This is a genomic window from Nocardioides bruguierae, assembly GCF_023554635.1.
Classification (GTDB): Bacteria; Actinomycetota; Actinomycetes; order Propionibacteriales; family Nocardioidaceae; genus Nocardioides; species Nocardioides bruguierae.
This window is the reverse complement of record NZ_JAMJPH010000018.1, coordinates 1-26,813: the sequence shown is the minus strand read 5'-3', so window position 1 is coordinate 26,813 and position 26,813 is coordinate 1. Positions and strand designations below refer to the sequence as shown.

At 69.7% G+C, this 26,813-nt stretch carries 27 protein-coding genes, 1 other RNA gene and 1 riboswitch; of the genes, 22 read left to right on the top strand and 6 right to left on the bottom strand.

The genetic code is table 11. The features are described 5' to 3' along the window. Nucleotide 1 precedes the first annotated feature (1 nt). Nucleotides 2-577 (bottom strand): TetR/AcrR family transcriptional regulator, encoded by a 576-nt coding sequence (locus tag M8316_RS09685; RefSeq protein WP_250054120.1) that lies wholly within the window; start codon nt 575-577, stop codon nt 2-4. A 137-nt stretch (nt 578-714) separates the two neighbouring features. On the opposite strand from M8316_RS09685, the gene M8316_RS09680 reads away from it, so the two are divergent. The 6 genes from M8316_RS09680 (at nt 715) to M8316_RS09660 (ending at nt 7,131) form a co-directional block, all read left to right on the top strand. Continuing rightward, on the top strand, nt 715-1,497 hold the full coding sequence (locus M8316_RS09680; RefSeq protein WP_250054118.1) for an SDR family oxidoreductase: 783 nt from the start codon (nt 715-717) through the stop codon (nt 1,495-1,497). A gap of 185 nt (nt 1,498-1,682) precedes the next feature. Further along, nucleotides 1,683-2,969, top strand: a complete 1,287-nt coding sequence (locus tag M8316_RS09675; protein ID WP_250054116.1) for a TadA family conjugal transfer-associated ATPase — start codon at nt 1,683-1,685, stop codon at nt 2,967-2,969. Continuing rightward, a complete protein-coding gene (locus tag M8316_RS09670) occupies nt 2,969-3,826 on the top strand; it encodes a type II secretion system F family protein (RefSeq protein ID WP_250054114.1) in 858 nt (285 codons plus the stop codon). Before M8316_RS09675 ends, M8316_RS09670 begins: the two co-directional genes overlap by 1 nt. Next, nucleotides 3,823-4,914, top strand: coding sequence for a type II secretion system F family protein (locus tag M8316_RS09665; RefSeq protein ID WP_250054112.1), 1,092 nt, complete (start codon nt 3,823-3,825; stop codon nt 4,912-4,914). The genes M8316_RS09670 and M8316_RS09665 overlap by 4 nt, the downstream gene beginning before the upstream one ends. A gap of 705 nt (nt 4,915-5,619) precedes the next feature. Continuing rightward, nucleotides 5,620-6,282 (top strand): protein NO VEIN domain-containing protein, encoded by a 663-nt coding sequence (locus tag M8316_RS21280; RefSeq protein ID WP_372490577.1) that lies wholly within the window; start codon nt 5,620-5,622, stop codon nt 6,280-6,282. A 204-nt stretch (nt 6,283-6,486) separates the two neighbouring features. Beyond that, the gene (locus M8316_RS09660) at nt 6,487-7,131 is read left to right on the top strand and encodes a hypothetical protein (RefSeq protein WP_250054110.1); all 645 of its coding nucleotides are present in this window, start codon (nt 6,487-6,489) and stop codon (nt 7,129-7,131) included. A gap of 137 nt (nt 7,132-7,268) precedes the next feature. On the opposite strand, the gene M8316_RS09655 is transcribed toward M8316_RS09660, so the two are convergent. The 3 genes from M8316_RS09655 to M8316_RS09650 form a co-directional block, all read right to left on the bottom strand. Further along, the gene (locus tag M8316_RS09655; protein WP_250054108.1) at nt 7,269-8,858 is read right to left on the bottom strand and encodes a hypothetical protein; all 1,590 of its coding nucleotides are present in this window, start codon (nt 8,856-8,858) and stop codon (nt 7,269-7,271) included. Between the two features lie 559 nt (nt 8,859-9,417). Continuing rightward, on the bottom strand, nt 9,418-9,648 hold the full coding sequence (locus M8316_RS21275; RefSeq protein ID WP_372490576.1) for a helix-turn-helix domain-containing protein: 231 nt from the start codon (nt 9,646-9,648) through the stop codon (nt 9,418-9,420). 170 nt (nt 9,649-9,818) lie between these two features. Beyond that, nucleotides 9,819-11,354, bottom strand: coding sequence for a recombinase family protein (locus M8316_RS09650; protein WP_250054107.1), 1,536 nt, complete (start codon nt 11,352-11,354; stop codon nt 9,819-9,821). A 140-nt stretch (nt 11,355-11,494) separates the two neighbouring features. On the opposite strand from M8316_RS09650, the gene M8316_RS09645 reads away from it, so the two are divergent. The 10 genes from M8316_RS09645 to prfB all read left to right on the top strand — a co-directional run bounded on the left by M8316_RS09645 (nt 11,495) and on the right by prfB (nt 18,565). Then, a complete protein-coding gene (locus M8316_RS09645; protein ID WP_250054105.1) occupies nt 11,495-11,740 on the top strand; it encodes a hypothetical protein in 246 nt (81 codons plus the stop codon). Continuing rightward, nucleotides 11,737-12,168, top strand: coding sequence for a TadE/TadG family type IV pilus assembly protein (locus tag M8316_RS09640; protein WP_250054103.1), 432 nt, complete (start codon nt 11,737-11,739; stop codon nt 12,166-12,168). Before M8316_RS09645 ends, M8316_RS09640 begins: the two co-directional genes overlap by 4 nt. Beyond that, on the top strand, nt 12,165-12,611 hold the full coding sequence (locus tag M8316_RS09635; protein ID WP_250054101.1) for a hypothetical protein: 447 nt from the start codon (nt 12,165-12,167) through the stop codon (nt 12,609-12,611). The genes M8316_RS09640 and M8316_RS09635 overlap by 4 nt, the downstream gene beginning before the upstream one ends. Next, on the top strand, nt 12,608-13,087 hold the full coding sequence (locus M8316_RS09630; RefSeq protein ID WP_250054099.1) for a pilus assembly protein TadG-related protein: 480 nt from the start codon (nt 12,608-12,610) through the stop codon (nt 13,085-13,087). Before M8316_RS09635 ends, M8316_RS09630 begins: the two co-directional genes overlap by 4 nt. Before the next feature lie 64 nt (nt 13,088-13,151). Then, a complete protein-coding gene (locus tag M8316_RS09625; protein WP_250054097.1) occupies nt 13,152-14,042 on the top strand; it encodes a DNA-methyltransferase in 891 nt (296 codons plus the stop codon). Then, nucleotides 14,039-14,893: a DNA-methyltransferase gene (locus tag M8316_RS09620; RefSeq protein WP_250054095.1), complete on the top strand. Its 855-nt coding sequence runs from the start codon at nt 14,039-14,041 to the stop codon at nt 14,891-14,893. Before M8316_RS09625 ends, M8316_RS09620 begins: the two co-directional genes overlap by 4 nt. Nucleotides 14,894-15,243: 350 nt before the next feature. After that, nucleotides 15,244-15,388: riboswitch (cyclic di-AMP (ydaO/yuaA leader) on the top strand. A gap of 23 nt (nt 15,389-15,411) precedes the next feature. After that, nucleotides 15,412-15,954 (top strand): C40 family peptidase, encoded by a 543-nt coding sequence (locus M8316_RS09615; RefSeq protein ID WP_250054093.1) that lies wholly within the window; start codon nt 15,412-15,414, stop codon nt 15,952-15,954. A gap of 231 nt (nt 15,955-16,185) precedes the next feature. Continuing rightward, nucleotides 16,186-16,857 (top strand): hypothetical protein, encoded by a 672-nt coding sequence (locus M8316_RS09610; RefSeq protein ID WP_250054091.1) that lies wholly within the window; start codon nt 16,186-16,188, stop codon nt 16,855-16,857. Continuing rightward, nucleotides 16,854-17,327, top strand: a complete 474-nt coding sequence (locus M8316_RS09605; RefSeq protein WP_250054089.1) for a CAP domain-containing protein — start codon at nt 16,854-16,856, stop codon at nt 17,325-17,327. The genes M8316_RS09610 and M8316_RS09605 overlap by 4 nt, the downstream gene beginning before the upstream one ends. A gap of 122 nt (nt 17,328-17,449) precedes the next feature. After that, complete coding sequence (gene prfB, locus M8316_RS09600) at nt 17,450-18,565, top strand: peptide chain release factor 2 (protein WP_250054087.1); 1,116 nt, start codon at nt 17,450-17,452, stop codon at nt 18,563-18,565. A gap of 18 nt (nt 18,566-18,583) precedes the next feature. Here prfB and M8316_RS20565 read toward each other — a convergent pair whose 3' ends face one another. Both M8316_RS20565 and M8316_RS09590 read right to left on the bottom strand, forming a co-directional pair. Then, on the bottom strand, nt 18,584-20,932 hold the full coding sequence (locus tag M8316_RS20565) for a fibronectin type III domain-containing protein (RefSeq protein ID WP_308195987.1): 2,349 nt from the start codon (nt 20,930-20,932) through the stop codon (nt 18,584-18,586). A gap of 92 nt (nt 20,933-21,024) precedes the next feature. Then, nucleotides 21,025-21,750, bottom strand: a complete 726-nt coding sequence (locus tag M8316_RS09590; RefSeq protein ID WP_250054085.1) for a hypothetical protein — start codon at nt 21,748-21,750, stop codon at nt 21,025-21,027. 75 nt (nt 21,751-21,825) lie between these two features. Here M8316_RS09590 and ftsE point away from each other — a divergent pair, with 75 nt between their 5' ends. The 6 genes from ftsE (at nt 21,826) to ssrA (ending at nt 26,696) form a co-directional block, all read left to right on the top strand. Beyond that, the gene (gene ftsE / locus M8316_RS09585) at nt 21,826-22,515 is read left to right on the top strand and encodes a cell division ATP-binding protein FtsE (protein ID WP_250054083.1); all 690 of its coding nucleotides are present in this window, start codon (nt 21,826-21,828) and stop codon (nt 22,513-22,515) included. A 65-nt stretch (nt 22,516-22,580) separates the two neighbouring features. Beyond that, nucleotides 22,581-23,492, top strand: a complete 912-nt coding sequence (gene ftsX, locus M8316_RS09580) for a permease-like cell division protein FtsX (RefSeq protein ID WP_250054081.1) — start codon at nt 22,581-22,583, stop codon at nt 23,490-23,492. Between the two features lie 34 nt (nt 23,493-23,526). Beyond that, on the top strand, nt 23,527-24,906 hold the full coding sequence (locus M8316_RS09575; RefSeq protein WP_250054079.1) for a peptidoglycan DD-metalloendopeptidase family protein: 1,380 nt from the start codon (nt 23,527-23,529) through the stop codon (nt 24,904-24,906). A gap of 67 nt (nt 24,907-24,973) precedes the next feature. After that, complete coding sequence (gene smpB / locus M8316_RS09570) at nt 24,974-25,453, top strand: SsrA-binding protein SmpB (RefSeq protein WP_250054077.1); 480 nt, start codon at nt 24,974-24,976, stop codon at nt 25,451-25,453. A 70-nt stretch (nt 25,454-25,523) separates the two neighbouring features. Beyond that, a complete protein-coding gene (locus tag M8316_RS09565; protein ID WP_250054075.1) occupies nt 25,524-26,231 on the top strand; it encodes a maleylpyruvate isomerase family mycothiol-dependent enzyme in 708 nt (235 codons plus the stop codon). Nucleotides 26,232-26,326: 95 nt separating this feature from the next. After that, nucleotides 26,327-26,696, top strand: a transfer-messenger RNA (tmRNA) gene (gene ssrA / locus M8316_RS09560). Nucleotides 26,697-26,813 lie beyond the last annotated feature (117 nt).

Sequence of the window (26,813 nt, the reverse complement as noted above, 5' to 3'; positions counted from 1 at the left end):
CCTACCCCCGCGGCACCTGCTGCACGAGCGAGACCAGCTCCTCCTCGGTGGGCACGCACCGGTCGAGCAGCACGCGCAGCAGCAGGTAGCCGGACCAGGAGTCCATGAGCAGGTCGGCCCGCCAGCCGTCGCCGAGCGCGCCGGCCTCGCGCCAGCGCTGGACGACCTCGATGCCGTGCTCGCTGCGGCGGCGCAGCAGGTCGCCGAGGTGGCGCTGACCCTCGTCGCCCCACTCGGCGATCGCGCTCGCGACCACCGAGGGGTCGCCGAGCAGCAGGAGCATGCCCAGGGTGTCGTGCAGGTGGGCCAGCAGGTCCCCGTCCACGTCGCCGGTGTCGATGGCGGGCACCGTGGTCAGCTCCGGGGTGAACGCGGCGGTGATGACGGCGGCTCGGTGGGGCCAGCGCCGGTAGAGGGACGCCTTGCCGACCCCGGCCGCGGCGGCGATCCGGTCCATGGTCACCGCGTGGTAGCCGAGGTCGCGCACGAGCGTGCGGGTCGCCTCCAGCACCTTCTCGTCGAGCGCGGCGTCACGGGGGCGCCCTCGACCGGGCCGGGCGCTGGGTGGTGTCTGCATCGCAGGTCAGCCTAGGCGCTCGCTGTGCCTGCGGCCGCTGGTCCGGACCTCCGGAATATCGAGACTGACTGTCTCGTTAATCTCTCTGTGTGGGGCCCGTCACGGTGACGAGCCCGTCTTCCCAGGAGGTTCCAGCGATGCAGCGCTTCACCCACAAGGCCGTCCTGATCACCGGTGGCGGCTCCGGCCTCGGCCGCGCGGCCGCCGTCCGGCTGGCCGAGGAGGGCGCCTCGCTCGCCCTCGTCGACGTCAGCGAGAAGGGCCTGGCCGAGACCGCCGCGGCCGTCGCCAAGGTGGCCCCGGACGCCAGGGTCCTCACGATCACCGCCGACGTCTCCGACGAGGAGCAGGTCAAGGCCTACGTCGACCGCACCGTCGCCGAGCTCGGCAGCATCGACGGCTTCTTCAACAACGCCGGCATCGAGGGCAAGCAGGACCTCACCGAGGACTTCGGCGTCGACGTCTTCGACAAGGTCGTCTCCATCAACCTGCGCGGCGTCTTCCTCGGCCTCAAGCACGTGCTCGCCCAGATGAAGAAGCAGGGCTCCGGCATGGTGCTCAACACCGCCTCGGTCGGCGGCATCCGCGGCGTGGGCAACCAGTCGGGCTACGCGGCCGCCAAGCACGGCGTGGTCGGCCTGACCCGCAACTCCGGCGTCGAGTACGGCAAGTTCGGCGTCAACGTGAACGCGATCGCCCCCGGCGTCATCCTCACGCCGATGGTCGAGGCGTCCTTCCGCCAGCTCGACCCGGAGAACCCCGAGGAGGCCGGCAAGGCCTTCGTGCAGGTGAACCCGAAGCAGCGCTGGGGCCAGCCCGAGGAGGTCGCCTCCGTGGTGGCGTTCCTGCTCTCCGAGGACGCGGCGTTCATCAACGCCACCACCATCCCGGTCGACGGCGGGCAGTCCGAGAAGTACTGAGGTGGTCATCGCGGAGCCGGGGACGCACCAGGTGCGTGCCGGGCTCCGCGATCCTTGCGGAGCGCGTTGTCCCCAGGCCTGGGGATCAAGTGTGTAGGCGTTCTTTACCCGGGGTAGAAGGGTCGGGCACGGCGTCGCCCTGTTCCTGACGGGGAGACCGACGACTCCTCTCGGGACGGAGCCGCATGACCCCCTCGACCACGACCGACCTCGCCTCCTCCGCGGCTGCCCCTGCGCGGACGGACGCGGCGCTGGTGGAGCAGCTGGACGCCGAGCTGCGGGTGCTGGTGCGCCGTGAGGGCGTGGACCCGCAGGTGGAGTCCGCCGTGGTGCGGCGCCTCGCGACCTCGCTCGTGCGTGCCCACGACGAGCGTTCACTGACGGGCGCGGTGGCGCCGGTCGACGACGTCGAGGCGCTGGTGGCCGAGCTGGTGGCGCGGGTCAGCGGGTTCGGTCCGCTGCAGCCGCTGCTGGACGACCCCGAGGTCGAGGAGGTCTGGATCAACGACCCCTCCCGGGTGTTCGTGGCCCGCCGGGGGCGCCACGAGCTGACCAACCTGCGGCTGACCCGCGGGCAGGTCGACGAGCTGGTCGAGCGGATGCTGAAGAGCTCCGGGCGCCGGATCGACCTGTCCCGGCCGTTCGTGGACGCGATGCTGCCCGAGGGGCACCGGCTGCACGTGGTGCTGGAGGGCATCAGCCGCGGGTTCTCGGCGGTGAACATCCGCAAGTTCGTGCTGCGCGCCGCGCGCACCGCCGACCTGGTCGAGCTGGGCAGCCTCACCAGCGAGGCAGCCGCCTTCCTCGAGGCGTCCGTGCGTGCGGGGCTGAACATCCTGGTGGCCGGTGGAACGCAGGCTGGCAAGACCACCATGCTCAACGCCCTGAGCGCCGCGATCCCGGGAGGGGAGCGCGTCATCACCGCGGAGGAGGTCTTCGAGCTGCGGTTCGCGCACCCGGACTGGGTCCCGATGCAGACCCGCCAGGCCGGGCTCGAGGGCACCGGCGAGGTGACCCTGCGCGACCTGGTGAAGGAAGCGCTGCGGATGCGCCCCAACCGGCTCATCGTCGGCGAGGTGCGCGCCGCCGAGTGCCTCGACCTCGTGCTGGCGCTCAACGCCGGGCTGCCCGGCATGTGCACCCTGCACGCCAACTCCGCCCGCGAGGCTCTGCTCAAGATGTGCACGCTGCCGCTGCTGGCCGGCGAGAACATCTCCAGCCGGTTCGTGGTCCCCACGGTCGCCACCTCGGTGGACCTCGTCGTCCACCTCGGCCTCGACCCCCGCGGACGACGGCACGTCAACGAGATCGTCGCCGTGCCGGGCCGCGCCGAGGGTGACGTGATCGAGACCGAGCCGATCTTCACCCGCCGTGGCGGGCAGCTCGTGCGGGCGCACGGCACCCCGCCCCGTCCGGAGCGCTTCGAGCGGCTGGGCATCGACGTGCACGCGCTGCTGGCGGGTGGTCGCTGATGGGCGCCCTCGTCGGTCTCGGGGTGGGTCTGGGCCTGCTGCTCGTCTGGTCGGCGTTCGCCGTGCCGCGCGCGGAGAAGCCGAGCGAGCCGCCGGGTCCGGGGCGCGTCGAGCGGCTGCTGGCCTCCGCCGGCCTGCGGGAGGTCTCGCCGCGCGGGTTCGTGGCGCTGTGCGCCGGGCTCGGCCTGGTCGTCGCCCTGGTCGTCTGGGTCGTCACCCTCACCCCGCCCGTGGCGCTGGCCTTCGGCGCCCTGGCCTCCTACCTGCCGGTCGGCATCGTCTCCGGGCGCGCGACCCGCCGCCAGCGCGAGCTGGCCGAGGTCTGGCCCGAGGCGGTGGACGACCTGTCCTCCGCCGTGCGCGCGGGCATGTCGCTGCCCGACGCCCTCGGCGCGCTCGGCGTCCGCGGGCCCGAGGCCCTGCGCCCCGCGTTCACCTCCTTCGCGCTCGACTACCAGGTCTCCGGACGCTTCGGGGACTGCCTCGACCGGCTGAAGGCCGACCTGGCCGACCCCGTCGGCGACCGGGTGCTCGAGGGCCTGCGCGTCGCACGCGAGGTGGGCGGCGGCGACCTGGGTCGCCTGCTGCGCAACCTCTCGACCTTCCTGCGCGAGGACGCCCGGACCCGGTCCGAGCTGGAGTCCCGCCAGGCCTGGACGGTCAACGGCGCCCGCCTCGCGGTCGCGGCGCCGTGGCTGGTGCTGCTGCTGATGTCGGGCAACCCCGACCTCATGCGCGCCTACTCCACGCCGACCGGCGCGATCATCCTGGCGGTCGGGGCGGGCGCCTGCGTGCTCGCCTACCGCGTGATGATGCGCGTGGGCCGGCTGCCCCGGGAGAAGCGGGTGCTGGCATGACCGACTCCCTCCTGGTCCCGCTGCTGGCTCCGCTGGTGGTGCTCGACCCGGCCGTCGTCGGGGGCCTGCTCGGCGGCACGGCCGCCGCCGGCGTCATCCTCGCCGTGGGCCGGGTGCGCGCGTTGCGCCGCCCGCAGCTCTCCGTGCGGGTGCTGCCCTACGTCCGCGACCTGCCGCAGGTCGGCCGCGCGCCGTTGCCCGGCGTCGCCCCGGCGTCCCGGACGTCGGCCCTGGTCGGTGTCTTCGGGCCGCCGGTGCGCTCCGCGGCCGCGCTGGTCGAGCGGGTGCTCGGTGGCAGCGCGTCCGTCCGGCGGCGCCTGGACCGGGCGGGCCTGGAGCAGAGCGTGCACGACTTCCGCGTCGAGCAGGTGCTGTGGGGCCTGGCCGCGTTCACCGTCGCGGCCGGCGTCGGGCTCGTGCGGACCCTGGCGGACCCCGGCTCGGTGCTCGGTGCGGTGGCCCTGTGCGCCGTCGCGCTGGCCCTCGGCGTGCTCGGCCGCGACTGGTGGTTGGGGCAGCAGGTCACCAAGCGCGAGCGACTGGTGCTCGCGGAGCTGCCGACGCTGGCCGAGCTGCTCTCGCTCGCGGTCGCGGCGGGGGAGAGCCCCGTCGGCGCACTGTCCCGCGTGGTGGCCCGCTCCCGCGGCGCCTTCTCCGAGGACCTCGCCGGGGTGCTCGGCGAGATCCGCACCGGCGCGCCCGTCGCCCAGGCCTTCGACCGGCTCGCCGCCCGCACCGGGCTGCCGGCCGTGGCCCGGTTCGCCCAGGGCATCGCCACCGCGGTCGAGCGCGGCACGCCGCTGGCCGACGTGCTGCACGCCCAGGCCGCCGACGTGCGGGAGTCCGGGCGCCGCACCCTCATCGAGTCGGCCGCCCGCCGCGAGGTGCTGATGATGGTGCCGGTCGTCTTCCTCGTCCTGCCCGTCACGGTGCTCTTCGCCTTATGGCCTTTATGGGTAATACGACGGGTAACTGGGATGGTCCATCGGACCGAAGATCTTGCGGTCAGGTGGCTCGGAGCGACTGAGCGCCCCTCTAAGGGCCTGAGGGGATCGGAGTGGTGGCTCCATTCACTCGCCACCTGTTAGGGCGCGAGAGGGGCTCCTATGGGCATCCTTGCTGCGCTCAGTGCTCCCTGACGGGATGGAGGGCAGCCTGGCTGCCAGGCGGTAGGGGGTGTAACCCCGTCTCGCCCTGTGGTGGGACCGCTACGTCATGGCACTCAGGGTTGTGCCACGGTTCTGCGGTCGCGACAGGGTGGGGTATGACCCCCACGCGACTCCGCGGGGGACCGCAGGGTCTTGACGTCTCTGAGCGTGCGCAGGTTCTTGGGTTCATCCCACGGCCTCGAAGACGTTTTGCTGCAGGTAAAGTTATGCATGAGCAGGTGGGCCGGCCCATCCGCAGGCGGGGGACTAGCTTCTTTTCGTCTTACAGAGCACGCGCGAGGCTCAGTGAGTAGGGTTGCCCTGTCGTTTCATGAAAGTGCCTGGCGTTATCCATCTCAGGTATCCTAAAAGGAGTTACCCCCTGTGTCGGACATATGGTGCATCTACTCTGCTGATAACCAAGTGTCTCGAAACAACTTGAAGCACGGTATCGCCACGTCAACCTGGGGACTCGCGAGGGGCTTCTCAGGCGGCGAGCCTGTGCTGGGTGACTTTGTCATCTTTGGAGAAAAGGTTGCTGGCGGTCCTCGCGGCGGACAGTGGGATACGTCAAGGATCGACGTTGTTCTGTGCGAGGTGACGTCCAGTCCGTTTGCGGGTCGCGCTCCTCATTGGCCAGACGAGATGGCCACTGGAGAGGTCAAGTACAACCCACGCTTTGGGATCTCTTACATCGGTGATCTTCAGCGAGTGAACACTCGGGGCGGACCCCTCCCTCCTGCGGTGAGCGAAACTCTCCGGCAGTCTGGTGTTAGCGGCTACGTGAAGGTTGCTCGGGACGTTGACATCGCAGACCTGATGGCTGGGATGGGCATCGGTGCAGGGGCAGCGCAAACTGCACCCGTGGGTGTGGGCATGCCTAGCCCGGACGAACGACGTGCGGGTGGGCAAGGAAGGCAGACGGACGCCGATCTCAATCGTGCTACGGAGCGTCGTGCTGTTGAACTTGCAACTGCTCACATGCTCCAGCATGGCTGGACTGAAGTTATTCCCCTTGGGAAGCCGTACGATCTCGTTTGTCGGCGTGACGACGGTCAAGAGAAGCACGTGGAGGTAAAGGGGTCATCGGGTGCCACGGGTTCGGTCATCTACACAAGAAATGAAGTTGCTCATTTCAGACGGTGCCCGCATGGGGCGGACCTTATTGTCGTTCGCGATATCGAGCTAACCCTTGATGATGACGGCGCAGTCACGGCTACCGGTGGTGAGCTGAAGCATGTTGCTAACTACCGAGCCCCTGATGCTGACCTGAAGGTGCTCACGTTCCAGGGTAGAGTTACATGGTAACGGGATTTATGGAGAGTGCGTGCTGCTGCTCTATAAGTAGGAGTCCTACTGATTGGATTTGTGGCGGTGAGTGAATTTAGTAGCTGGATTCCTATCCATGGTGTACTTGCGACAACCCATCGGATCGAGGCCTATGGCGGAACCAGGTTCCCCAAAGCGTTTCTTGAGCAACTAGCAGTTGATATCAATCACCGTGGCTTGCCTATGTCGCAGAACCATGACGAGAGCAGGCGGCTCAGGACCAAGAACTTTCGCGCGTTCGTCAAGGATCTTGAGGACGGGGAGTTCGGGCTAGCTTTCGGTGCCGAGATCCACCCTGAGGATGTCGGCGCCCTGGAGCAGATGTCCGGCATTTCGTTGACGATGACCGCGCCGCTTGCTGGGGAGTCGGGAGGTCGGCCCAGCGGTCGACTCCTGATCGCGGGCAATGCAGCGTGGTTCCCAGACGATGCCTTAGCTGATGCACGCGGGGTCTTGTCGGCTGTGATCCCGGATGTGACTGTCCGAAGGCTGTACGAGTACTCCTTCGATCCTGACCCGAACGTCGTTATCGACGTGCTTGGGAGTGCCTGGTCTTTGATCGGCGGCAACTTGCTCTGGGACGCGATCAAGATGTTGCTAAGCGGGAGACTGGCGCTCGGGAGTCGAAGTTCGGCGTCGACCAGGATCACTATCAAGATCTCCGAGGGAGACAGAACCTCGATCGCGACTGTGGAGAGTGAAAGCCCGGCTGCTGTTGAACTGGCCCTGAAGTCGTTCGACAAGGTTGCCGAGCAGATGCTGGGCGGTAGCGCGCCTCAGCCCACGGTGAGGTGGAACAAAACCACTGATCGCTGGGACGACGAATAAGGGCGCCTGGCGCTGGCAGTTATGGGGGTGCGATCCGAGACTCGCGCGCTCTGCGGGTGCCATTAGTTTGGCCTCGTCAGCCGTGTCGACTTGCCTCTCTGGCCGATCCCGAGGTTCGGAATCTCCAGCGAAGGCGCTCATCGCAAGTTGTCGAAGATTGCCGTATCGAGAATGACCCGGCGGATGCTCCGCTTGTCTGCGAAAGGCACGATGCGGTCGGGTGCGGGGGCTTCTTCTACATCGCTGAAGAGAAACGCTTCAGGGGAAGCCTTCGTTCGCTTTAGGTCTACGTAGGTGCCGTAGTCAAGAGCGTAGATGTTGTATCTCTGCCCAGGGTTTTCTTTGTCGCTGTAGCCTCGCTCGATCAAGTGGATCAATCGTAAATCGAAGAGTGACTGGATCATCGGGTGATCGGCCCGTTCTCGAGACAGCATGAACATCTTGGTGGAGCGGTTTCCGATCACGTCTGTGATGATCTTGTGGAGTGCAACTCTCTGCACGTCGGACAGCGAGGCCGACTTATCAGTTTCGTACCAGTCTCGTGCGGCCTCTTCCACGGAGTGCATGTCGATACGCGCGCGGCCAGAAGACTTCGCCTTGAAGAACGCCGATCCAAAGATGCCCAAGAAATCTCGGACCACCCCCTCGCCTGCCCTCACCAGTTCGACAAAGGTCCCGCGCTCGCTGAACATCCGAGACCTGAAGGAGGCTGCGTCGCGCAGGGAGTGCTCGTCGGTGGCTTCGCTATTGAGGCCGGAAGTCACGTGCTTAAAAAGCAGTGCGGCAAAGATTTCTTCAACTTTGTTTTGGTTCCGCTCGTACACGTAGTAGTCGTCGAGGTCTAGGTTTGCGGTGATGTCAGGGCCAAGCTCGAAGCCAATAACGTTGCCGCCTTGCGGCTGTGGAACGCTGAAGCGGGATCTATACTCCAACGAACCGATTTTTACGGTGATGCGGTTGCTCGGGAAGATGGACCTCTTGAGAAACTCCGCAATAAAGGGCTGTAGGTCGGTGGGGATTGAAGTCCACTCGTCGATCATCAGCACCAAGTGCTCGACGCCCATCGCGGCAAGGGCCTGATCGAGAACCTGGTAAATCTCGCTGAAGACGATGGTCTCTCGTAGGGCCTCGGTGAACTCGACCTCTTGCTGCCCGGAGCTGGTTCGCGTGCTCCCGAGGTCGAGACCAGCGGTGGGTCCGGTTTGGCTCAGTCCGGCTTGTATCCCGGCTGCAGTGGAGTTGCTCTGGGAAGTGGCGTTGCGGATGGTCCTCTGGTTTACCTGGGCAGTCTTCTGCGTGATGAATTCTGCAAGCCGACTTACCTCCTCGATGCCCGCGCCGTCACCGGCAGGATCCGTGGCGATGTCGAGGAGACGGCTCTGGACCAGTGACAACAGATCTTTGAAGACGGCGACGCATCGGTCAGCCGGAGCCTGGCTAGTGTCAGTGAACAGGTGGGCGCTGCCGAGCAGTCGGATATCTAGGTAGATGACGTAGGTGCCGGGATCGTTTTCAAGCTCGGCGCCAAGGACCTGCAGTACGTGAGTCTTCCCAGTGCCACGGCGTCCGTAAAGGATTTGGTTGCCAAAGTTGTTCACCTGAGGCATAACCCCGGTCTCGACGTAGGTCTCGCGAAGGACATCGGTTTTCTGCTGGCGTTCCGAGCGAGACACGATGTTACTGACGGCACTTGCCATGCGCGCGTCGTCAAGAAGTGCTTCTGTCACGAGGTCCCCTCTCCTTGGGCACAATCAACTTAGTGCCAAAGGGTAGGTCCCGGCGTGGAAACGGTAAAGATCGCCCGAACAGCCCTTCTTGGGCAGCGGCCGAGCCTGGCATCGGTGGAGGTGGTGGCAGGTGGGCCTTGGGTGGCCGCGTCAGCGGCCCTTGCCTGGCATCGGTGGAGGTGGTGGCAGGTGGGCCTTGGGTGGCCGCGTCAGCGGCCCTGCCTGGCATCGGTGGAGGTGGTGGCAGGTGGGCCTTGGGTGGCCGCGTCAGCGGCCCTTGCCTGGCATCGGCAGAGGTGGTGGCGAGGGGGTATCTGCTGCTACCAGGTAGACCTGTTAGCAAGTAAACCTGTTAGCTAGTAAACCTGTTAGGAAGTAAACCTGTTAGGAAGTAAGGAGTTAGGAAGTAAGGGGTTAGGAAGTAAGGGGTTAGGAAGTAAGGAGTTAGGAAGTAAGGAGTTAGGAAGTAAGGAGTTAGGAAGTAAGGGGTTAGGAAGTAAGGAGTTAGGAAGTAAGGAGTTAGATTTTAACTGGCTTGGTAGTGCCCCTCTGGTGACACCTATGACGGGATGGTCAATCGGTAGACGCTGGCCTTGCCTGAGCCTCCCGTGCCTCGACTCTCCTGTGTGACCCATCCATGTTCCCGCAGGTACTTCAGAGATCGGGACACGGTTGACTTGCTGGTCCCGGTCCTCTCGACCAGCAGAGCGTTGGATGGGTGGGCCTTGGACCCGTCCGCGTTGGTGTACGTCGATAGGACAAGTGCCACGTGCTGGCAGCCAGGAGTCATGCCCTCGTCGATCGAGCGGGCAATCAGGGTCGTCTGCCAGATCAACTTGTTAGCGGGGGTAGACGCGACCCGTTGCTCTGGTTTCAGCACCTCAGCGTCATGGTCGTACTCGGGGTTGTCTGAGGGGCGGTGAAGTGTTGCCAACGTCGGCTTCCTTTTCTTGGGCGTTCTCAGGCGTCGTCGTCTGCGTAGTCATCGCCGAGCATTGCTAGCACCTTGGCGTCGCGCTCAGCCAAAATCTCTTGCTTTACTGAAAGGCTTGCCGGATTGTTACCGGCTACTAGGGGGCTCAGGCGGTCAGGGTTACGTGACCAGACGGAAACCTGTTCAGAGATGGGGCGGTTGCGGCGTCGCTGACGAGAGTGCAACTCGATGTCCACGATGGCTTGCAGGGCCAAGCGCTTGTCACTCAGTGAGAGGGCAAGGAAGTTGTCGATCCTCGCCTTGGCGAGGGCTGCTGCGGTTCGGGTATCTCCCCCTGAAGTTGCGAGCCTCGCTTGCAGGTCTTCGCGCTGCTTTCCGGCTGCCGCCAGAGCAAGACTCCACGTTTCCTCCGATATGGAACCGTCAGTGAACCGTTCCGTGATGAGTCGCTCCCGACGGTCGAGAGCTTCTATCTCTGCGACGAGGTGATCGGCCGCTTCTGTCTCGCCAACGTCCGGCAGCACTCTGCTGCTATCGAAGATCTCGCCCGCCGAGGATGTGAGCGCGTTGAGCACGAACGTGTCGGCTGCTTCTCGCTCAGTAGTGAGATGGTCGCCGGACGGGTTGCTGCACTTGTAGACCTTCTTGCCGTTACTGGAACCTGCCTGGACTTTGTGGCCACAGGTGGCGCACTTGGCGATGCCTGAGAGGAGGTTCTCGGCTCGTCGCCCGCTACCCGCAGCCTTGCCAGTCCGCCTCGCTGGATCACCGAGCAGGGCTTGTAGTTGACGCAGAGTCGACTCGGGGAGGATTGGTTCCCAAGCCCCAGGGCCAATCTCCTTGCCTTGGTAGGTGTTGATGCCTGCGTTGACTGGGTTCAAGAGGATGGTCTTAACCCCGTTGTGTGTCCAACCGTCTGCGCCCTGACTGCTCCGTGGCGTGGTGACTCCCGACGCCCGCCATTCTCTTGCGATCCCCTTCAGGGATTGTCCTGACAGCACATCTGCTGCCGCCTTGCGGATCATCTCGGCTTGCTCCGGGATCAGGTTCTTGTCGAGGTCGTACCCGAAGGATGCCCAACCGCTCTTCCAGGGCTGCCCCTCGGCTCGACGCTGCGCGTTGGCAGCCCGCTGACGCTCTCCCTTCCGCTCGACCTCCATCTGAGCGACAGAACCGAGGATGGTTGCGACTGCTCTTCCCTGCGGCGTGGACAGGTCAAGGTCGCCGTCGACGGTCACGACGCTGACGTTGTGCTCACGAAACAGGTCGATGATCGAGACGAGTTCTCGGACCGTGCGGGTAACTCGGTCGACCTTCCAGGCCAACACGATGTCGACCTCTTCGGCTCGGACCCTCTCTAGAACTCGGCTCCAGGCGGGTCGCACTTTGCCCGAGTAGGCCGATGTCGAGATGTCGGCCTCTACGTCCACAACCTCGTAGCCCCGGAGGTTGGCGAACGTCCGGCACGACTCCTCCTGACGCTGGTTGCTCTGGCCCTCGCCTGAGTCGTCGCGAGACACGCGGGTGTAGATGAGGGCGCGCTTGGCAGGAGAGTCGTTCACGGACGTACCGTAACACCTGTAAAGGTCACAGAGCGTTCGCCTTCTACCCCGGCCTCATCGGCCTGAGCCTCAGCGTCACCTGACCTGGCTCTCTCTGTCCGGCCCCGCTCGCGGGGCGTCTCTCGGGAAAGGAACACCCCATGCACGACGACCGCACCGCCCCTCGCCGCTCCGCGGCGTTCCTCACCACCCTGCGGGTCGCCCTGGCCGGCCTGCTGGTCCTGGCCGCAGCCTCCGACGGCCGCGCCCGCCGCGACGACCGCGGTGACGTGCCCGGCTGGGTCATGGTGACGGTGATGACCGCCGGCATCGTCGCAGCGATCAGCGCCTTCGCCGGCCCGGTCATGGCCGACATGGTGCGGGCGGCGCTCGACTCGGTGCAGTGAGCGCACCGCACGTCCGGCGCCCCGCCCGACACCGGGCCACGCCGGGGAGGCGTCGCGGCCAGCGTGGCTCCGCCGTCGTCGACTTCGTGCTGGTCCTCGCGGTGGTGCTCCCGCTCGTGCTCGGCATCCTCCAGCTGGCGCTGACGCTGTTCGTGCGCAACACGCTCGCCTCGGCCGCCTCTGACGGGGCCCGCTACGGGGCCGTGGTCGGGCGTGGGCCCGAGGACGCGCGCGCCCGGACGGTGAGCCAGGCGTCCTCGGTGGTCTCGGGTCGGTTCGCCGACGACGTGAGCGCTGACGTCGTGTCCGTCGACGGCGCACCCACCGTCGTGGTCACCGTGCGGGCCGAGGTGCCCGCGCTGGGCATCGGCGGGCCGGCCGTGGCCTTCGAGGTCTCGGGGAGCGCCGTGCAGGAGACGGAGGAGTGATCGCCCGCGGGGAGCGTCGAGGCCGCGGTGACCGCGGCAGCGCCGTCATCGAGCTGACCTGGTTGGTGATCCTGCTGCTGGTGCCGCTGATCTGGTTCCTGCTCTCGGTCTTCGAGGTGCAGCGCGGTGCGTTCGCGGTCGAGTCCGCGGCGCGCTCGTCGGCGCGTGCCTACGTGCTCGCGGCCGACGACGCGGCCGGTGCCGAGGCGGGGCGGGCGGCCGCCGTCCGGGCCCTGGCCGACCAGGGCGTGGAGAACAGCGCGGACGTGGCCTTCGACTGCGGCGGCTACGCCGACTGCCACTCGGGCACCGCGGTGGTGACGGTGGTGGTGGAGAGCCGGGTGGACCTGCCCTTCCCCGACGTGTTCGGTGTCGGTCCCACGTTCGCGGTGGCGGCCACGCATGCGGTGCCGGTGGGCCGCTACCAGGAGGTGACCCCGTGAACTCTGTCAGTGGGGTGAGCACGGTGGGCGAGCCTCGGGCGAGGAGGAAGGACGACGCCGGCCAGACCACGGTGCTGGTGGTGGGGTTCCTGGTGGTGCTGCTGGGGGCGGTGGCGATCGTGACCGACGCCAGCGCGGCCTACCTGCAGCGCTCGGGGCTCTCGACGCTGGCCGACGGTGCGGCGCTGTACGGGGCGGACGCGGGGGCGGCCGGCACGTCGCTGTACACCGAGGGGGTGCCGGAGGGTGCGTTGCCGGTGGACGCGGACGCGGCGCGGGCGGGTGTGGCGTCCTACCTGGACCAGGTGGGGGCGACGTCGGAGTACCCGGGTCTGAGCGCGGAGGTCTCGGTCAGTGGTGACACCGTCCTGGTGCGGTTGCGCGCACCGCTGGACCTGCCGCTGACGGTGCCGGGCGGACCCGGCGAGGCGACGGTCGCGGCGGAGGGCTCTGCCTCCACCACCACGGACGACTGAGGGCGGCGCACCGTAGGATGCCCGCGCCGTCGAGAGTCGACGAGCGGGAGCGGGAGGAGCGGGCATGAGCGCCCCGGCAGAGCCGCTGCCCGCCCCGCGCGAGGTCCACCGCACCGGGGAGAGCGCCCTGTTCGAGGGCGACTCGATCGCCTGGCTGCGCACGTTGCCGGACAGCAGCGTCGACCTCGTCTTCGCCGACCCGCCGTACAACATCAAGAAGGCGGCGTGGGACTCCTTCGAGTCCGCCGAGGCCTACATCTCCTGGTCGATGGAGTGGATGGTCGAGGCGTCCCGCGTCCTCAAGCCCACCGGCAGCCTGTACGTCTGCGGGTTCCCCGAGGTGCTGGCCGACCTCAAGCACCCGGCGATGCGGCACTTCCACTCGGTGCGCTGGCTGGTGTGGCACTACAGGAACAAGGCGAACCTGGGCAGCGACTGGGGCCGCAGCCACGAGGCGATCCTGCACTTCCGCAAGTCCCGCGCGACGCGGATCGACCAGGACCCGGTGCGCATCCCCTACGGCGCGCACACCCTGAAGTACCCCGGCCGCGCCCAGGCCGAGACCAGCGCCTTCAGCCAGGGGCGCGAGCAGCGGGCCGAGGCCTGGCAGCCGCACCCGCTCGGCGCGAAGCCCAAGGACGTCATCGAGGTCCCGACCACCTGCAACGGCATGGGGGAGAAGACCCCGCACCCGACGCAGAAGCCGGAGGAGCTCGTGCGCAAGTTCGTGCTCGCCTCGAGCGCGGCGGGGGACGTCGTCCTCGACCCCTTCTCCGGGTCGGGCACCACCGCCGTGGTCGCCGAGCAGCTCGGCCGCCGGTGGCTGGCCTGCGAGCTCGAGCCCGAGTACAACGCCTGGGCCGTGCAGCGCCTGGAGAACGTGCAGCCGCGCACCGAGCAGGAGTGGATCGAGCACGACCGGGCCGCGGCGCGCCGGCGGGCGTCCATCCGGTGAGCGGCCCGACGCACGGGGAGGCCCGCGCGGTGCTCAGCACCGACCTGGGCACCCTCCACCAGGGCGACTGCCTGGCCTGGCTGCCGACGGTCGCCGACGCCTGCGTCGACGTGGTCTTCGCCGACCCGCCCTTCAACCTCGACAAGGACTACGGCGCCGGCGTCACCGACCGCCTGGACGACGCCGAGTACCTCGCCTGGTGCGAGCAGTGGCTGCGCGAGTGCGCGCGGGTGCTCAAGCCCGGCGGCGCGCTGTGGCTCTACCACGTGCCGCGCTGGAACATCGAGCTCGGCCACGTCCTCAACGGCCTCGGCCTGACCTTCCGCCACTGGGTCGCGGTGGACCTGAAGATGAGCCTGCCGATCCAGGGGCGCCTGTACCCCTCCCACTACTCGCTCCTCTACTACACGCGCGGCAAGCCAGGACGCTTCGAGCGCCCACGGCTGCCCGTGGAGACGTGTCGGCACTGCGGCGGGGACGTGAAGGACTACGGCGGTCACCGGGCCAAGCTGCACCCTGACGGCATCAACCTCTCGGACGTGTGGACCGACATCACTCCGGTCCGGCACCGCGGCACCAAGAACCGTGGCCCGAACCAGCTCTCGGAGAAGCTGCTGGAGCGGGTGCTGACGATCTCGACCGAGCCCGGCGACGTCGTCCTCGACCCGTTCGGCGGCAGCGGCACCACGTTCGCCGTCGCGGAACGGATGCACCGGCACTGGGCCGGCATCGAGCTGGGCGACGTCGACCCGATCGTCCGTCGGCTCACCGGGCAGGAGACGGCCTACGAGCCCCCGGGGCGCGGGGACGCCGGCAAGGGCGTCCGCTCGGCGGACGTGGACGGTCCGTAAGAGGTCGAGCACGCGCCTCTTCGCAGATGGCGGACGTGGCCGTCCGCATGACGTGCCTTTAGCGCACGGCAGTCGTGTGAAGAAAGGTCTCTTCGGTAAAAGTGTGTGGAGTCACATCTGCATCGTGCAGAAGTGCTCTCACCAGCACGGATGCACAGCGATGCCCCCGTCTTCCCCGCAACCGGCTGTGAGGAAGACGTGAGAACCCCCGTGATGGTTTGGGTTCCCTTCAGGGAGCCTGCCTACGGTCCTCGGGACACATCGCAACGAAGAGCACCACCGGTCCACGGGCGAACGCCGAGTCCTTGCCCCGCCTGTCGACCGGTCCACGTACCCGGCCCGTCGCGGCCGGCCGAGCACCACCAGGGCAGGAGTGGGGGACCCACCTATCGCGGTCCCGACGAACCGGGCTACCGCTCGGGGTGAAGCCGTGCGTGCACGGCCGGGCACCTTTCCGCCCGAACCCGACAGCTCACCTCACAGGCGTGGAAGGGACTCACGTCTTGAAGCTTGCTGCCATGCCCTCGGCGCTGCGCGCCCTGGGGAACCTCACCACCCGCCTGGTCGTCGTCTCGGCCCTCGCCTTCGGCCTCCTCGCGGTCACCTCCGCCGTCACCACGACCGAGAACGGTCCCGCCGCCGCCAACGCGGCACAGAAGCGCACCGCCGCCCACCGCAAGGCGACCCTCCGCAACGTCCGACAGGGCACGCGGGTCGCCTCGAACCAGAAGGGCGACCCCTACCAGTACGGCGCCGACGGCCCGAACCGGTTCGACTGCTCCGGCCTGACGATGTTCTCGTTCCGCAAGGCCGGCTTCAAGCGCATGCCGCGCACGTCCAGCGCCCAGGCCAAGTTCACCGGCCGCATCAAGAAGTCGAACATGCGCCGCGGCGACATGATGTTCTTCTACGGCTCCAGCGGCGTCTACCACGTCGGCATCTTCGCCGGCTGGCGCAACGGCCACCGCATGGTGCTGCACGCTCCCTACAGCAACGGCCGCGTCCGCGTCGAGAAGGTGTGGACGCACAAGTGGTACGGCGGGACGCTCCGGCGCCGCTGACCCCCCACGCGCACCCGGCCTCGCCGGCCGCGTCGCCCGCCCCGCACCGGGGCAGAGCCCCACGACCCCGCCCCGCCTGTGTCCGGCGCGGGGTCGTGGCGCGTCCGGAGGCGCCGCCCGAACCCCGCTCCTCGGCGAGGCGGGGACGCCGGGGAGAACCACTCGGCAGGGCTCCGCGATCGGGCTATGGTGCCCGTCACGTCATCCCGTCGGCTCGCTCGGAGGCCCACCATGACCGCCACCCCCACCGCCACCGCCGTGCCCACCGCCGGGGCCCAGCCACCAGCACCGGCACACAGCCCGGCACGCCGCCGCGTCCCCGGCCAGCGTGCGCTCCTGACCCTGCCGCTGGTCCTGGCCGGGCTCCTGCTGCCCGGCCTGGGTGCCCCAGCCCAGGCGGGCGACACCGGCGTCCTGGGGCTGCCGCTGACCGTCACCGACGCCCGCGGCGACTGGGAGGAGGGCGTGTCCAGCACGCTGACGCGCCGGCAGAAGGCCAGCATCGACCTGCGCAAGATGCGCGTCGTGGCGCTGCCGCAGCGCTCCCGGGTGCGGTTCGTCATGACCCTGCGCCGGATCACCCGCAGCGACGCCTTCGACCAGGTGCTCCAGCTGCGCGTCACCCCGCGCCAGGGCAGCGCCTGGTCCGCCGGCTTCGACCTCGGGGTGCAGGACCGCGAGGTCTTCGCCTTCTTCGACGAGGGCACCACCTCGCGCAGCTGCACGCCCCGCCTCGGTGTCGACCGCAGCGCCGGCCGCCTCACGGTGAACGTGCCGGAGCGCTGCGTCCCCGACCGGCCCGGCCGCGTGCGGCTGGCCTCGTTCACGACCCTGTGGCGCAGCGACGCCCCCGCCTACTCCTCGGACCGGCTGCACGTGCCCGGTCTGGTGGACCTGCGATGAGCGCCCCGACGCGGCTGCGCGCCGCCGTCCTCGCCCTGCTCGCGCTCGTGCTGACGGCCGGGCCCCTCGGGCCCGCCTCGCCCGCGGGCGCCGCGGTGGGCGACCGCTACGAGAAGGTGGCGCGCCAGGTCACCAACAAGGCCCGCGCGAACCACGACCTGGTGAAGCTGCGCCGGCAGCGCTGCGTGCAGCGCAAGGCCGAGCGGCACGTGCGGTGGATGGCGAGGAACAACAGCCTGGAGCACCAGGACCTCACGCCGGTGATGGAGGACTGCAAGCTCTCCACCGCCGGCGAGAACATCGCCATGGGCTACTCGACCGGCCGCCAGGTCGTGCGGGCCTGGATGCGCTCGGAGGGCCACCGCGCCAACATCCTGAACAAGCGGTTCCGCCTCCTGGGCATGGCCGCGGTCAAGGACGACGACGGCCGCTGGTGGGCCGCGCAGGTCTTCGGACGCTGCCGGCGGTGAGCCGGCGGTGACCCGGCCATGACCCGGCCATGACCCGGCGCCGGCGCGGGGACGACGCGCTGCCGGGGCCGCGGGCGACCCACGAGTAGGCCCCGGCTGGACGGGGGCCGTAGTCTGCGCATGTGGCAGGCCCCGACTTCGACAGCGAGATCAAGCAGCTCCAGGCGACGATGCACACCATCGAGCAGGTGCTGGACCTGGAGACGATGAAGGCGGAGATCGCCTCCCTCCAGGAGCAGGTCGCCGCGCCCGACCTTTGGGACGACCAGGCGAACGCCACGCGCGTCACCGGCAAGCTCTCCGACCTCCAGGGCCAGCTCGAGCGCTTCGAGCGGCTGAGCAACCGGATCGAGGACCTCGGCGTCCTCGTCGAGCTCGCGGTCGAGGCCGACGACGCCGACTCCATGGAGGAGGCGCAGCGCGAGCTGCCCAAGGTCAAGACGGCGGTCGAGAGCCTCGAGGTCCGCACGCTGCTCTCGGGCGAGTACGACGCCCGCGAGGCGATCGTGACGATCCGCTCCGGCGCCGGTGGTGTCGACGCGGCGGACTTCGCCGAGATGCTGATGCGCATGTACACGCGCTGGGCCGAGCGCAACAAGTACTCCGTCGAGGTCTTCGACGTCTCCTACGCCGAGGAGGCGGGCATCAAGTCCGCCGAGTTCGCGATCCACGCGCCCTACGCGTACGGCACCCTCTCGGTCGAGGTCGGCACCCACCGCCTGGTGCGGATCAGCCCCTTCGACAACCAGGGCCGCCGCCAGACGTCCTTCGCCGCCGTCGAGGTCGTGCCCCAGCTGGAGCAGACCGACGAGATCGAGATCGACGAGAACGAGGTCCGCACCGACGTCTTCCGCTCCGGTGGGCCCGGCGGCCAGTCGGTCAACACCACCGACTCGGCGGTGCGCCTCACGCACATCCCGACCGGCATCGTTGTCTCCTGCCAGAACGAGAAGTCGCAGCTGCAGAACAAGGCCGCCGCGATGATCGTCCTCAAGGCCAAGCTCCTCGCCCGCAAGAAGGCCGAGGAGGCCGCGCTGAAGAAGGACCTCAAGGGCGACGTCGCCGCCTCGTGGGGCGACCAGATGCGCAACTACGTGCTCAACCCGTACCAGATCGTCAAGGACCTGCGCACCGGCTTCGAGACCGGCAACCCGCAGCCCGTCTTCGACGGCGAGATCGACGGGTTCCTCGAGGCGGGCATCCGCTGGCGCCGCGGCGCGGAGAAGGTCGAGGCCTGAGCCTCGCCCCGCGGGGGCTCAGCGCGCCCGCACCACGCCCGAGGCGGCCGAGGGTCGTGAGAGGCCCTCGGTGTTGCGCGCCTGCACGCGGAAGGACCACCGGCCCCGCGTGAGCCGCAGGGCCTTCCGTGTCACCGACGCCGCCACGTCCACGCGTCGCACCTGCACCACCCGGCCGGCCGCGTCCCACTTCCGCGCCACCACGCGGTAGCCGGTCAGCGCCGCGCCGCCGTCGGAGGACGGGGCGCTCCAGCGCGCCACGGCCGTGACCGCCCCACCCCGACGCCCGGACGAGGCGGCGCCGATGCGCGGACGCCCCGGTGTCGTGGCGGCGCGGGGGATCACCAGCGTCGCGGACGCGGCAGCGGACTCGCCGACGCTGTTGAGCGCCGTCACCGCGATCACGGCCACGTCGCCGGGGGCGAACCCGGAGATGGCGCCACCGGCTCCGCTCGAGACCGTGCCGATGAGCCCACCGGACTCGTAGACCCGGTAGGCCTCGACGGGGGCGCCCCCGTCGGAGGCGGGCTCGGTGAAGGCGAGCAGCAGCAGGCCTGCGTCAGCGTCCCAGGTCAGCACCAGGTCGCTCGGCGCGTCCGGCACGGTGGCGGTGCCGGCGTCCGTGGTGAGACCGGTGGTGGCGACGGGGGAGTCCCCGACCGCGTTGGTGGCGCGCACGCCCACCGTGTACGTGGTGCCCGCGGACAGGCCGGTCAGCGCCCGGCTGGTCGTGCCGGCGGACACCGTCGCGACGTCGGCGCCGTCGAGGCTGACCACGTAGCCGGTCACGGCGCTGCCGCCGTCGGAGGCCGGTGCCGCCCAGGAGACGGTCGCCGTGGTCGTGCCGGTGGCGGTGGCGCTCACGCCGGTGGGCGTGCCGGGGGCCGTGGCGGAGGAGGTCTCGCAGCCGGAGACCGCGAGCGTGTAGCCGCCGAGCGAGCCGTAGTCGCCGTAGCCGCCGGCGGCCCAGCTGCCGTTGCCGACGCCGTCGAGGCGCGCGAACAAGGGCTCGTCGACCACGCTCACCGTGGCCGCGGCTCCGGTGCCCGAGGCAGTGACGCCGTCGCCGGCCGCGGAGGCCGGGTCGGCCGTGGCGAGCGTGGCGCCGCCGGCGTCCAGCACCTGCAGCTCGAGGTCGAGGTTCGGGCTGGTCTCGGCGGTCGCGGCACTCACGGTGACCTCGCCGGTGCAGGTGCCGAGGGCGAAGACGTCGACGTCGGTGGGCGTGCCGATCACCCCGGACGTCGGCAGCGCGGTCGCGGACGCGGCGGCCACCGTGTCGCCCACGTCGTCGGTGCGCCGCGGGGCGCCGTTGGCGGCGATCAGCGACAGGTCGTCCTCGGTGTTGCTGGGGCTCGGGTACTCGCCCTTGCTCCACTGCACCAGCGGGCGCCACGTCGAGCCCATGATCGGCCCCCAGATGCCCTGGCCGCCGTAGTAGGCCGTGCCGCCGGAGACCCCGTCGTGGGAGAGCCCCAGGTTGTGGCCGACCTCGTGGCTGACGGTGCCGGTGATGGTCTCCACGTCGTCGTAGTAGCCGGTGAACGCCCAGGCGGGGGAGTAGTAGGCGCTGCTGGTGTCGTCGAAGACGTCGACGTAGGCGATGCCGGTGCAGCCGCTGCTCACGCACAGCGCGGCGTGCGCGACCAGGTCGTCGGTGACCATGGCGTGCGCGCCGTAGACCTGGTCTCCGGAGCCGGAGCGGGTCAGCGCCGCCGCCCCCGGGTCCTGCGTCGTCACGTCCACGGCGAACGGCGCGAAGTCCTCGGCGACCTGCTGCCACACCTGCTGGATCAGCGCCCGCTCGGCGGTGCTGAAGGTCGAGTAGTCGGCGTCGTAGGAGAACCCGAGGACGCTCGTGGTGGTCAGCTTCCAGGCGTTCCAGGCCGTGCCCGAGACGGTGCCGCCGTCGAAGTCGATGAAGATCGTGCGCTGAGCGCCCGGCAGCGAGTGCAGGGTGAAGGTGTCCTCGGCCGGGACGACGAGGTCGGCCGCCGTGGCCTGCGGGGAGGCCTGGTCGCGGTTTGCGGCCAGCTCGTCGCGGTAGAACAGCCGGCCCGTGGGGTCCAGCCAGGCCGTGCGGTCCTCGCGCAGCACCTCGGCCAGCGCCCGGCCGGTCAGGTCGTTGAGCGCTGCCGCGGTGCCCAGGTCCTCACCGAGCAGCCGCACAGCCCGCGTGCCCCGGGCCGGGGCGGGCAGCAGGTCGGCGTCGACCACCGTGAGGTCGGAGGCGGGCTCGTCCGCGGCCTGCGCCGGCGCCAGGGGCCCGGCCACGGGTGCGGCCAGGGCGGCGGCGGCCACCGTCGCGGCGGCGAGCGCGAGCAGGCGGGCGCGACGAGGACGGCGGAGGGAGCGGGGGGAGTCCACGTCGGCAGGCTAGGGGCGCGCGCGCACCGCGGAGGCGGTCTTCACCGACTCTTGTCGATACCCGTCGCCGGCGTTGTCCGTGCAGGTCAGGATCAGTCCGCGGCGCCGGCGAGCGCCACCGCGGCGCACCAGGCGTCCGAGCGGCGCAGGAGGGCTCCCGTGGCCACGTCGCTGGGCGCGGTCACGGTGCAGGTCAGCCACGCCTCGCCGAGCAGGCCCGCGCGGACGACGGCCCGGCCGGCGTCCGAGGAGCACACGGCGGTGGCGCCGACCGTGCCCAGCACGTCGGCGTCGGAGCGCTCCTGGCAGGTCACCCCGTCGCCGGAGACGGAGTCGGCCAGCCCCCGCGCCAGGCTCCGGGCCCGCCCGGTGCCGACCGCCGGCGCGTAGACCCACGCCTGGACGCCGGGCACCACCGCGGCGCCGCGGCCGGTGGTCCAGCGGCAGCCGTACTCGTGCGCGACGTCGCTGGTGCCCTCGGCCAGTCCCTGGGTGAGCACGGTGGTGTCGCCGTCGTCCCACCGCGCCAGGCTGGGCACCCGCCCGCCCTCGCGACGGCCCAGGGCGGCCAGCACGGCGGCGTCCGGCACCTGGTCGCAGAACGACGCCCGCTCGACCACCAGGTCGGGCTGCTGCGCCGAGAGCCCCGCCACGGACGAGGGGGAGGGGACGAGGTCGGAGGCGGAGACCGTCTCGCCGGGCACGGCGGCGCCGCCGTCGTCCGTGGTGCCGCCGGAGGTGCACGCGGTGAGCGTTCCCCCCAGGAGCACGCAGGCCGCCAGGACGAGGCTGACGGGGCGGGGGAGCCGGGCACGCATGTGAGGGAGGGTACGGATGCGCGCCACGCGTGCGGATGCCGGGGACGCTCAGGTGGTCCGCGTAACCTCCTTCGGGTGATCCGCTTCGAGAAGGTCTCCAAGTCCTACCCGGGCGGGGGCGCCCCCGCGCTCGACCAGGTCTCGATCGACGTCGAGAAGGGCGAGTTCGTGTTCCTCGTCGGCGCCTCCGGCTCCGGCAAGTCCACGGCGCTCCGGCTCGTGCTGCGCGAGGCGCGGCCCACGTCCGGTCGTGTCTACGTGGCCGGCAAGGAGATCAACCGGCTCGCCGGCTGGAAGGTCCCGCGGCTGCGCCGCCAGATCGGCACCGTGTTCCAGGACTTCCGGCTGCTGCCGAACAAGACCGTCGCCGAGAACGTCGCGTTCGCCCTCCAGGTCACCGGCTACTCGCCCAAGGAGATCCGCTCCCGCGTCCCGGAGACGCTGGAGATGGTCGGCCTGGACGGCAAGGCCGACCGGATGCCCGACGAGCTCTCCGGCGGCGAGCAGCAGCGCGTCGCCGTCGCGCGCGCCTTCGTGACGCGGCCGATGATCCTGGTGGCCGACGAGCCCACCGGCAACCTCGACCCCGGCACCACCGTCGGCATCATGAAGCTGCTGGACCGGATCAACCGGACCGGCACCACCGTGCTGATGGCCACCCACGACCACGGGATCGTCGACCAGATGCGCAAGCGCGTCGTCGAGCTCGAGCACGGCCAGGTCGTCCGCGACCAGGACCGCGGCGTCTACGGCTTCCAGCACTGACGCCCCCGCCTCCCCTCCCGCACGTCTCCCCGCCCGCGCAGCACTGAAAGGGCACTCCTCCCGCCATGCGCTACGTCCTCTCGAACCTCGGCCAGGGCCTGCGACGCAACACGTCGATGCACCTGGCCGTGATCCTCACGCTCTTCGTCTCGCTCACGATGGTCGGCACCGCGCTGATGGTCCGCAGCCAGGCGGAGAAGACCGTCGACCAGTGGGGCAGCGAGCTCCAGATCACCGTCTACCTGTGCCGCGCGGACGACTCCAACGCCCGCTGCCTCGGCGAGGTCAGCAACGAGGAGAAGCGCGCGATCGGGCAGGTGCTCGACGACAGCGCCCAGGTCGACTCGTGGGAGCTGGAGTCCAAGGCCGAGGCGTTCGAGAAGGTCAAGGAGCTCTACTCCGACGACGCCGACCGCTTCGAGGGCGAGAACGCGGTTCTCACCGAGGACGACATGCCGGAGTCGATCTGGGTCACGCTGAAGTCGCCGGACCAGTTCGAGGCGGTCACCAGCGCCGTCGCCGGTCTGGACGGGGTGTCGTCGGTGCGCGACCAGCGCCAGACCATCAACCCGCTGCTGAAGATCATGAGCGGCATGCAGGTGGGCTCGCTGGCCATCGCCGTCGCGCTCATCATCGCGGCCCTGCTGCTGGTCGCGAACACCATCCGACTGACCGCGTTCGCCCGCCGCAAGGAGATCGGCATCATGCGCCTGGTGGGTGCCTCCGGCGCCTACATCGCGCTGCCGTTCCTGCTGGAGGTGCTGGTCACGACGCTGGTCGCGGTCGGCCTCGCCGTCGGCACCCTGGCCGGCTTCATGTTCTTCGGCGTGCAGCGGGTCTTCAGCCAGTACCTGGGCTTCATCCCGTGGATCGGCTGGGAGGACTGGGCCTTCGCCTCGATCGTCGTCGCGATCCTCGGGCCGGTGCTCAGCCTCGTCCCGACACTCCTGCTCACGTCGAAATACCTCAAGGTCTGACTCCGGGCGCGTACCGTCGCTGCCGATGCGTCACATGAGCACCATGCGACGCATCGCAGCACGTACCACCCTCGAACAGGCAGGACACCCGGTGCGCTTCTTCCCCAGCGCCAGCCGACAGCGCCTCGCCGCGGCCCTCACGGCCGGGGCCCTGGCGCTCGGAGTCGTGGGCTCCGGTGCCGTCAGTGGCACCGCGGCCGTCGTGACCGGACAGGCGGCCAGCGCCGCCCCCGCGGGCCTCGTCTCCGCGGCCGACTCCGACGAGCTCAAGAAGAAGAAGAAGGACGTCGGCAAGAAGATCGACGGGGCCGAGGACGACCTGGAGGAGGCCTCCAGCGGCCTGCGCCGGGCGATCAACCAGCTCGACCGGGCCCGGGCCGCGCTCAACGAGGCGCGCGCCGAGCTCACCGTCGTCCGCGACAAGCTGCGTGACGCGCGCTCGCGCGACGCCCTCATGCAGGACCGGCTCGACGCCGCCGAGGCCCGGCTCAACCGGGCCCGCACCGACCTGGCCTCCGGCGTCCGCGACCTCGCCCGCCAGCAGGACCAGGTCAAGGACTCGATGATCGACTCCTACCTCGACGGCCCGGCCGAGCTCGACGCGATCATGGGTCTGCTCACCGACGGCAGCGCCGAGGACGTGGCGCGCCAGCAGGCCGCCGCCGAGGCGATGGTCGGCCACCAGACCCGGATGTACGACGAGCTCGACGCCGCCGCGGTGCTGCTCGGCGTCCGCGAGGAGCAGGTCTCCGCCGCTCGCGAGGAGGTCGCCGCCCAGCGCGAGGCCGCCGCCGACCACCTCTCCACCGTCACCTCCCTCGAGGCCCAGGCCGAGGCCGCCCGGGACCGGGTGGCCTCCACCGTCTCCGCTCGGATCAGCGCGAAGCAGCGGGCCGCCACGGTCAAGCAGCGCGACCTGCGGACCCTGCGCCGGCTCAAGGCTCGCGAGCGTCGGCTCCAGGGCCGCATCGAGCGGGCCGCGCAGCGCTCCGGCACGAACGTGCGTGCCAAGGCGTCCGGCTACCTGACCCGTCCGGTGCCAGGCGCCGTCACCTCCCCGTTCGGCTACCGCATCCACCCGATCTACGGGTACTGGGGCCTGCACGACGGCACCGACTTCGGCGTCTACTGCGGCGAGCCCATGCGGGCCGCGGGCTCGGGCACCGTGATCGCCAAGTACTACTCCTCGGTCTACGGCAACCGCCTCTACCTCTCGCTGGGCAAGGTCAACGGCCGGTCGCTGACCGTCGTCTACAACCACGCCCAGGGCTACCGCTACGACGTGGGCGACTACGTCCAGCGCGGCAACGTCGTGGGCCGCGCCGGCACCACCGGCTGGTCCACCGGCTGCCACCTGCACTTCACGGTGCTGGTCGACGGCACCGCCGTGGACCCGATGAACTGGCTCTCCTGAGCCTCGTCCTGCACCGTCCCGCCTGCCGGATGTGAATGCGGTTGACCTGATCAGGGAGACTGGGGGCATGGCGAAGGAGCAGGGCACCAAGATGATCGCGCAGAACAAGAAGGCGCGACACGACTACGCCATCGAGGACACCTACGAGGCCGGTCTGGTGCTCATGGGCACCGAGGTGAAGTCGCTGCGCGAGGGGCGCGCCTCCCTCGTGGACGGGTTCATCGACATCGACCGTGGCGAGGCCTGGCTGCACGGCGTGCACATCCCCGAGTACCTCCAGGGCACCTGGACGAACCACTCCGCCCGCCGCAAGCGCAAGCTGCTGCTGCACAAGGCGGAGATCGACAAGATCGAGCGCCGCGTGGCCGAGAAGGGGCTCACGGTCGTGCCGCTGGCCCTGTACTTCGTCAACGGCCGCGCCAAGATCGAGATCGCCACCGCCCGAGGCAAGAAGAGCTGGGACAAGCGCCAGGCCATCGCCGAGCGCACCGCCAAGCGCGAGACCGAGATCGCCGTCGGCCGCCGGCTCAAGGGCCACGCGGACTGACGACAGCCGGCTCATCCTGGGGGAAACCGGTGGACACGGCCGCACCGACGACCGGTTCCTGGGATCATCGGTGCCCGTGGACCCCGAGCGCACCCCCGAGCCGGTCTCTGCACCCCTGCCGCTGACGACCGAGCAGACCTGGAGCGCCGTCGCGCGCGAGCGGCGGTACGTGGCGGACCTTGTGCAGTCGCTGACGCCTGCGCAGTGGAGCACCCCGTCCCTGTGCCGGGCGTGGACCGTGGGCCAGGTGGCGGTGCACCTGACCGCCCCCATGACCATCTCGGTGCCCGACCTGGCGCTGGCCGTGGCCACGCACTGGTTCTCCTACGACAAGGCGATGAACGCGCTGGTCAAGGAGCGTGCGGCCGCGCTGCCGGACGACGAGGGCGCCGAGATCGTGGCCGACCGGCTGCGCACCGGGTGCGGCAACCGCTTCGCCCCGCCCGGCCTCGGCCCGCTCGCCCCGCTGACCGACCTGCGGGTGCACACGCTCGACATGGCGGTGCCGCTCGGGCTGGACGTGGCCCACGACCCCGCCGTGTGGCCGCACGTGCTCGGGTTCCTGGTGGGCACGCCGGCCCGTCTCGGGGCGTTCACCCGCGGACGTCGCCCGGCGGTCACCCTCACGACCACCGACGTCGACTGGACCCACGGCACCGGCCCCCGCGTCGAGGGCCCGGCCCACCGGGTCGCGCTGGCGCTGACCGGGCGCTCGCGGGGCCTCGACGGGCTCACCGGCCCGGGCGTGGAGCCGCTGCGGGCCTGGATTGCCCGCTGACGTCCTGACCTGCGGGTACCCGCACCCGAGCGCGCGACCGCCCGGGAACAAACGGGTGGACGGCGGCCGTTACACTGGGTGCGTACAACTCAAGAGGGGCTGATCGGTTTCGACTGGGGACGTTGTCTCCAGGGGAAGCGGGTCGAGAAGCCAGCGCCATCTCGTAAAAGTCGCTGGAAACCTATAACTGCCAACGCTAAGCGCAGTTCCTTCGCTCTCGCCGCCTGAGCGGTGATCGAAGCGTCAGACCGGGCATCCGTCTCCGTCCCGGACCCTGGCGTCGACTAGGAGACTTGCTGTTCAGCTGCTGTCAGGGCGGCTGACCGGGACTCAAACCTGACTGAGCCTGTCGGTGACGTGTTCGTGCGAGCACCGGGGCTGAGAAAACGAACAGCACGAACTGCACCCGGAGAAGACCTGGTCCAGCGCCACAGGACGCGGGTTCGATTCCCGCCAGCTCCACAGCGACAGCCCTCTGACACGACGGCCGCCCCGGGTCCGGGGCGGCCGTCGTGCTGTGCGAGGGGCGGGGGGGGGGGGGCGGGGCGCAGCGGGCCGTGGTGGCAACCCCCCCCCCGCAGG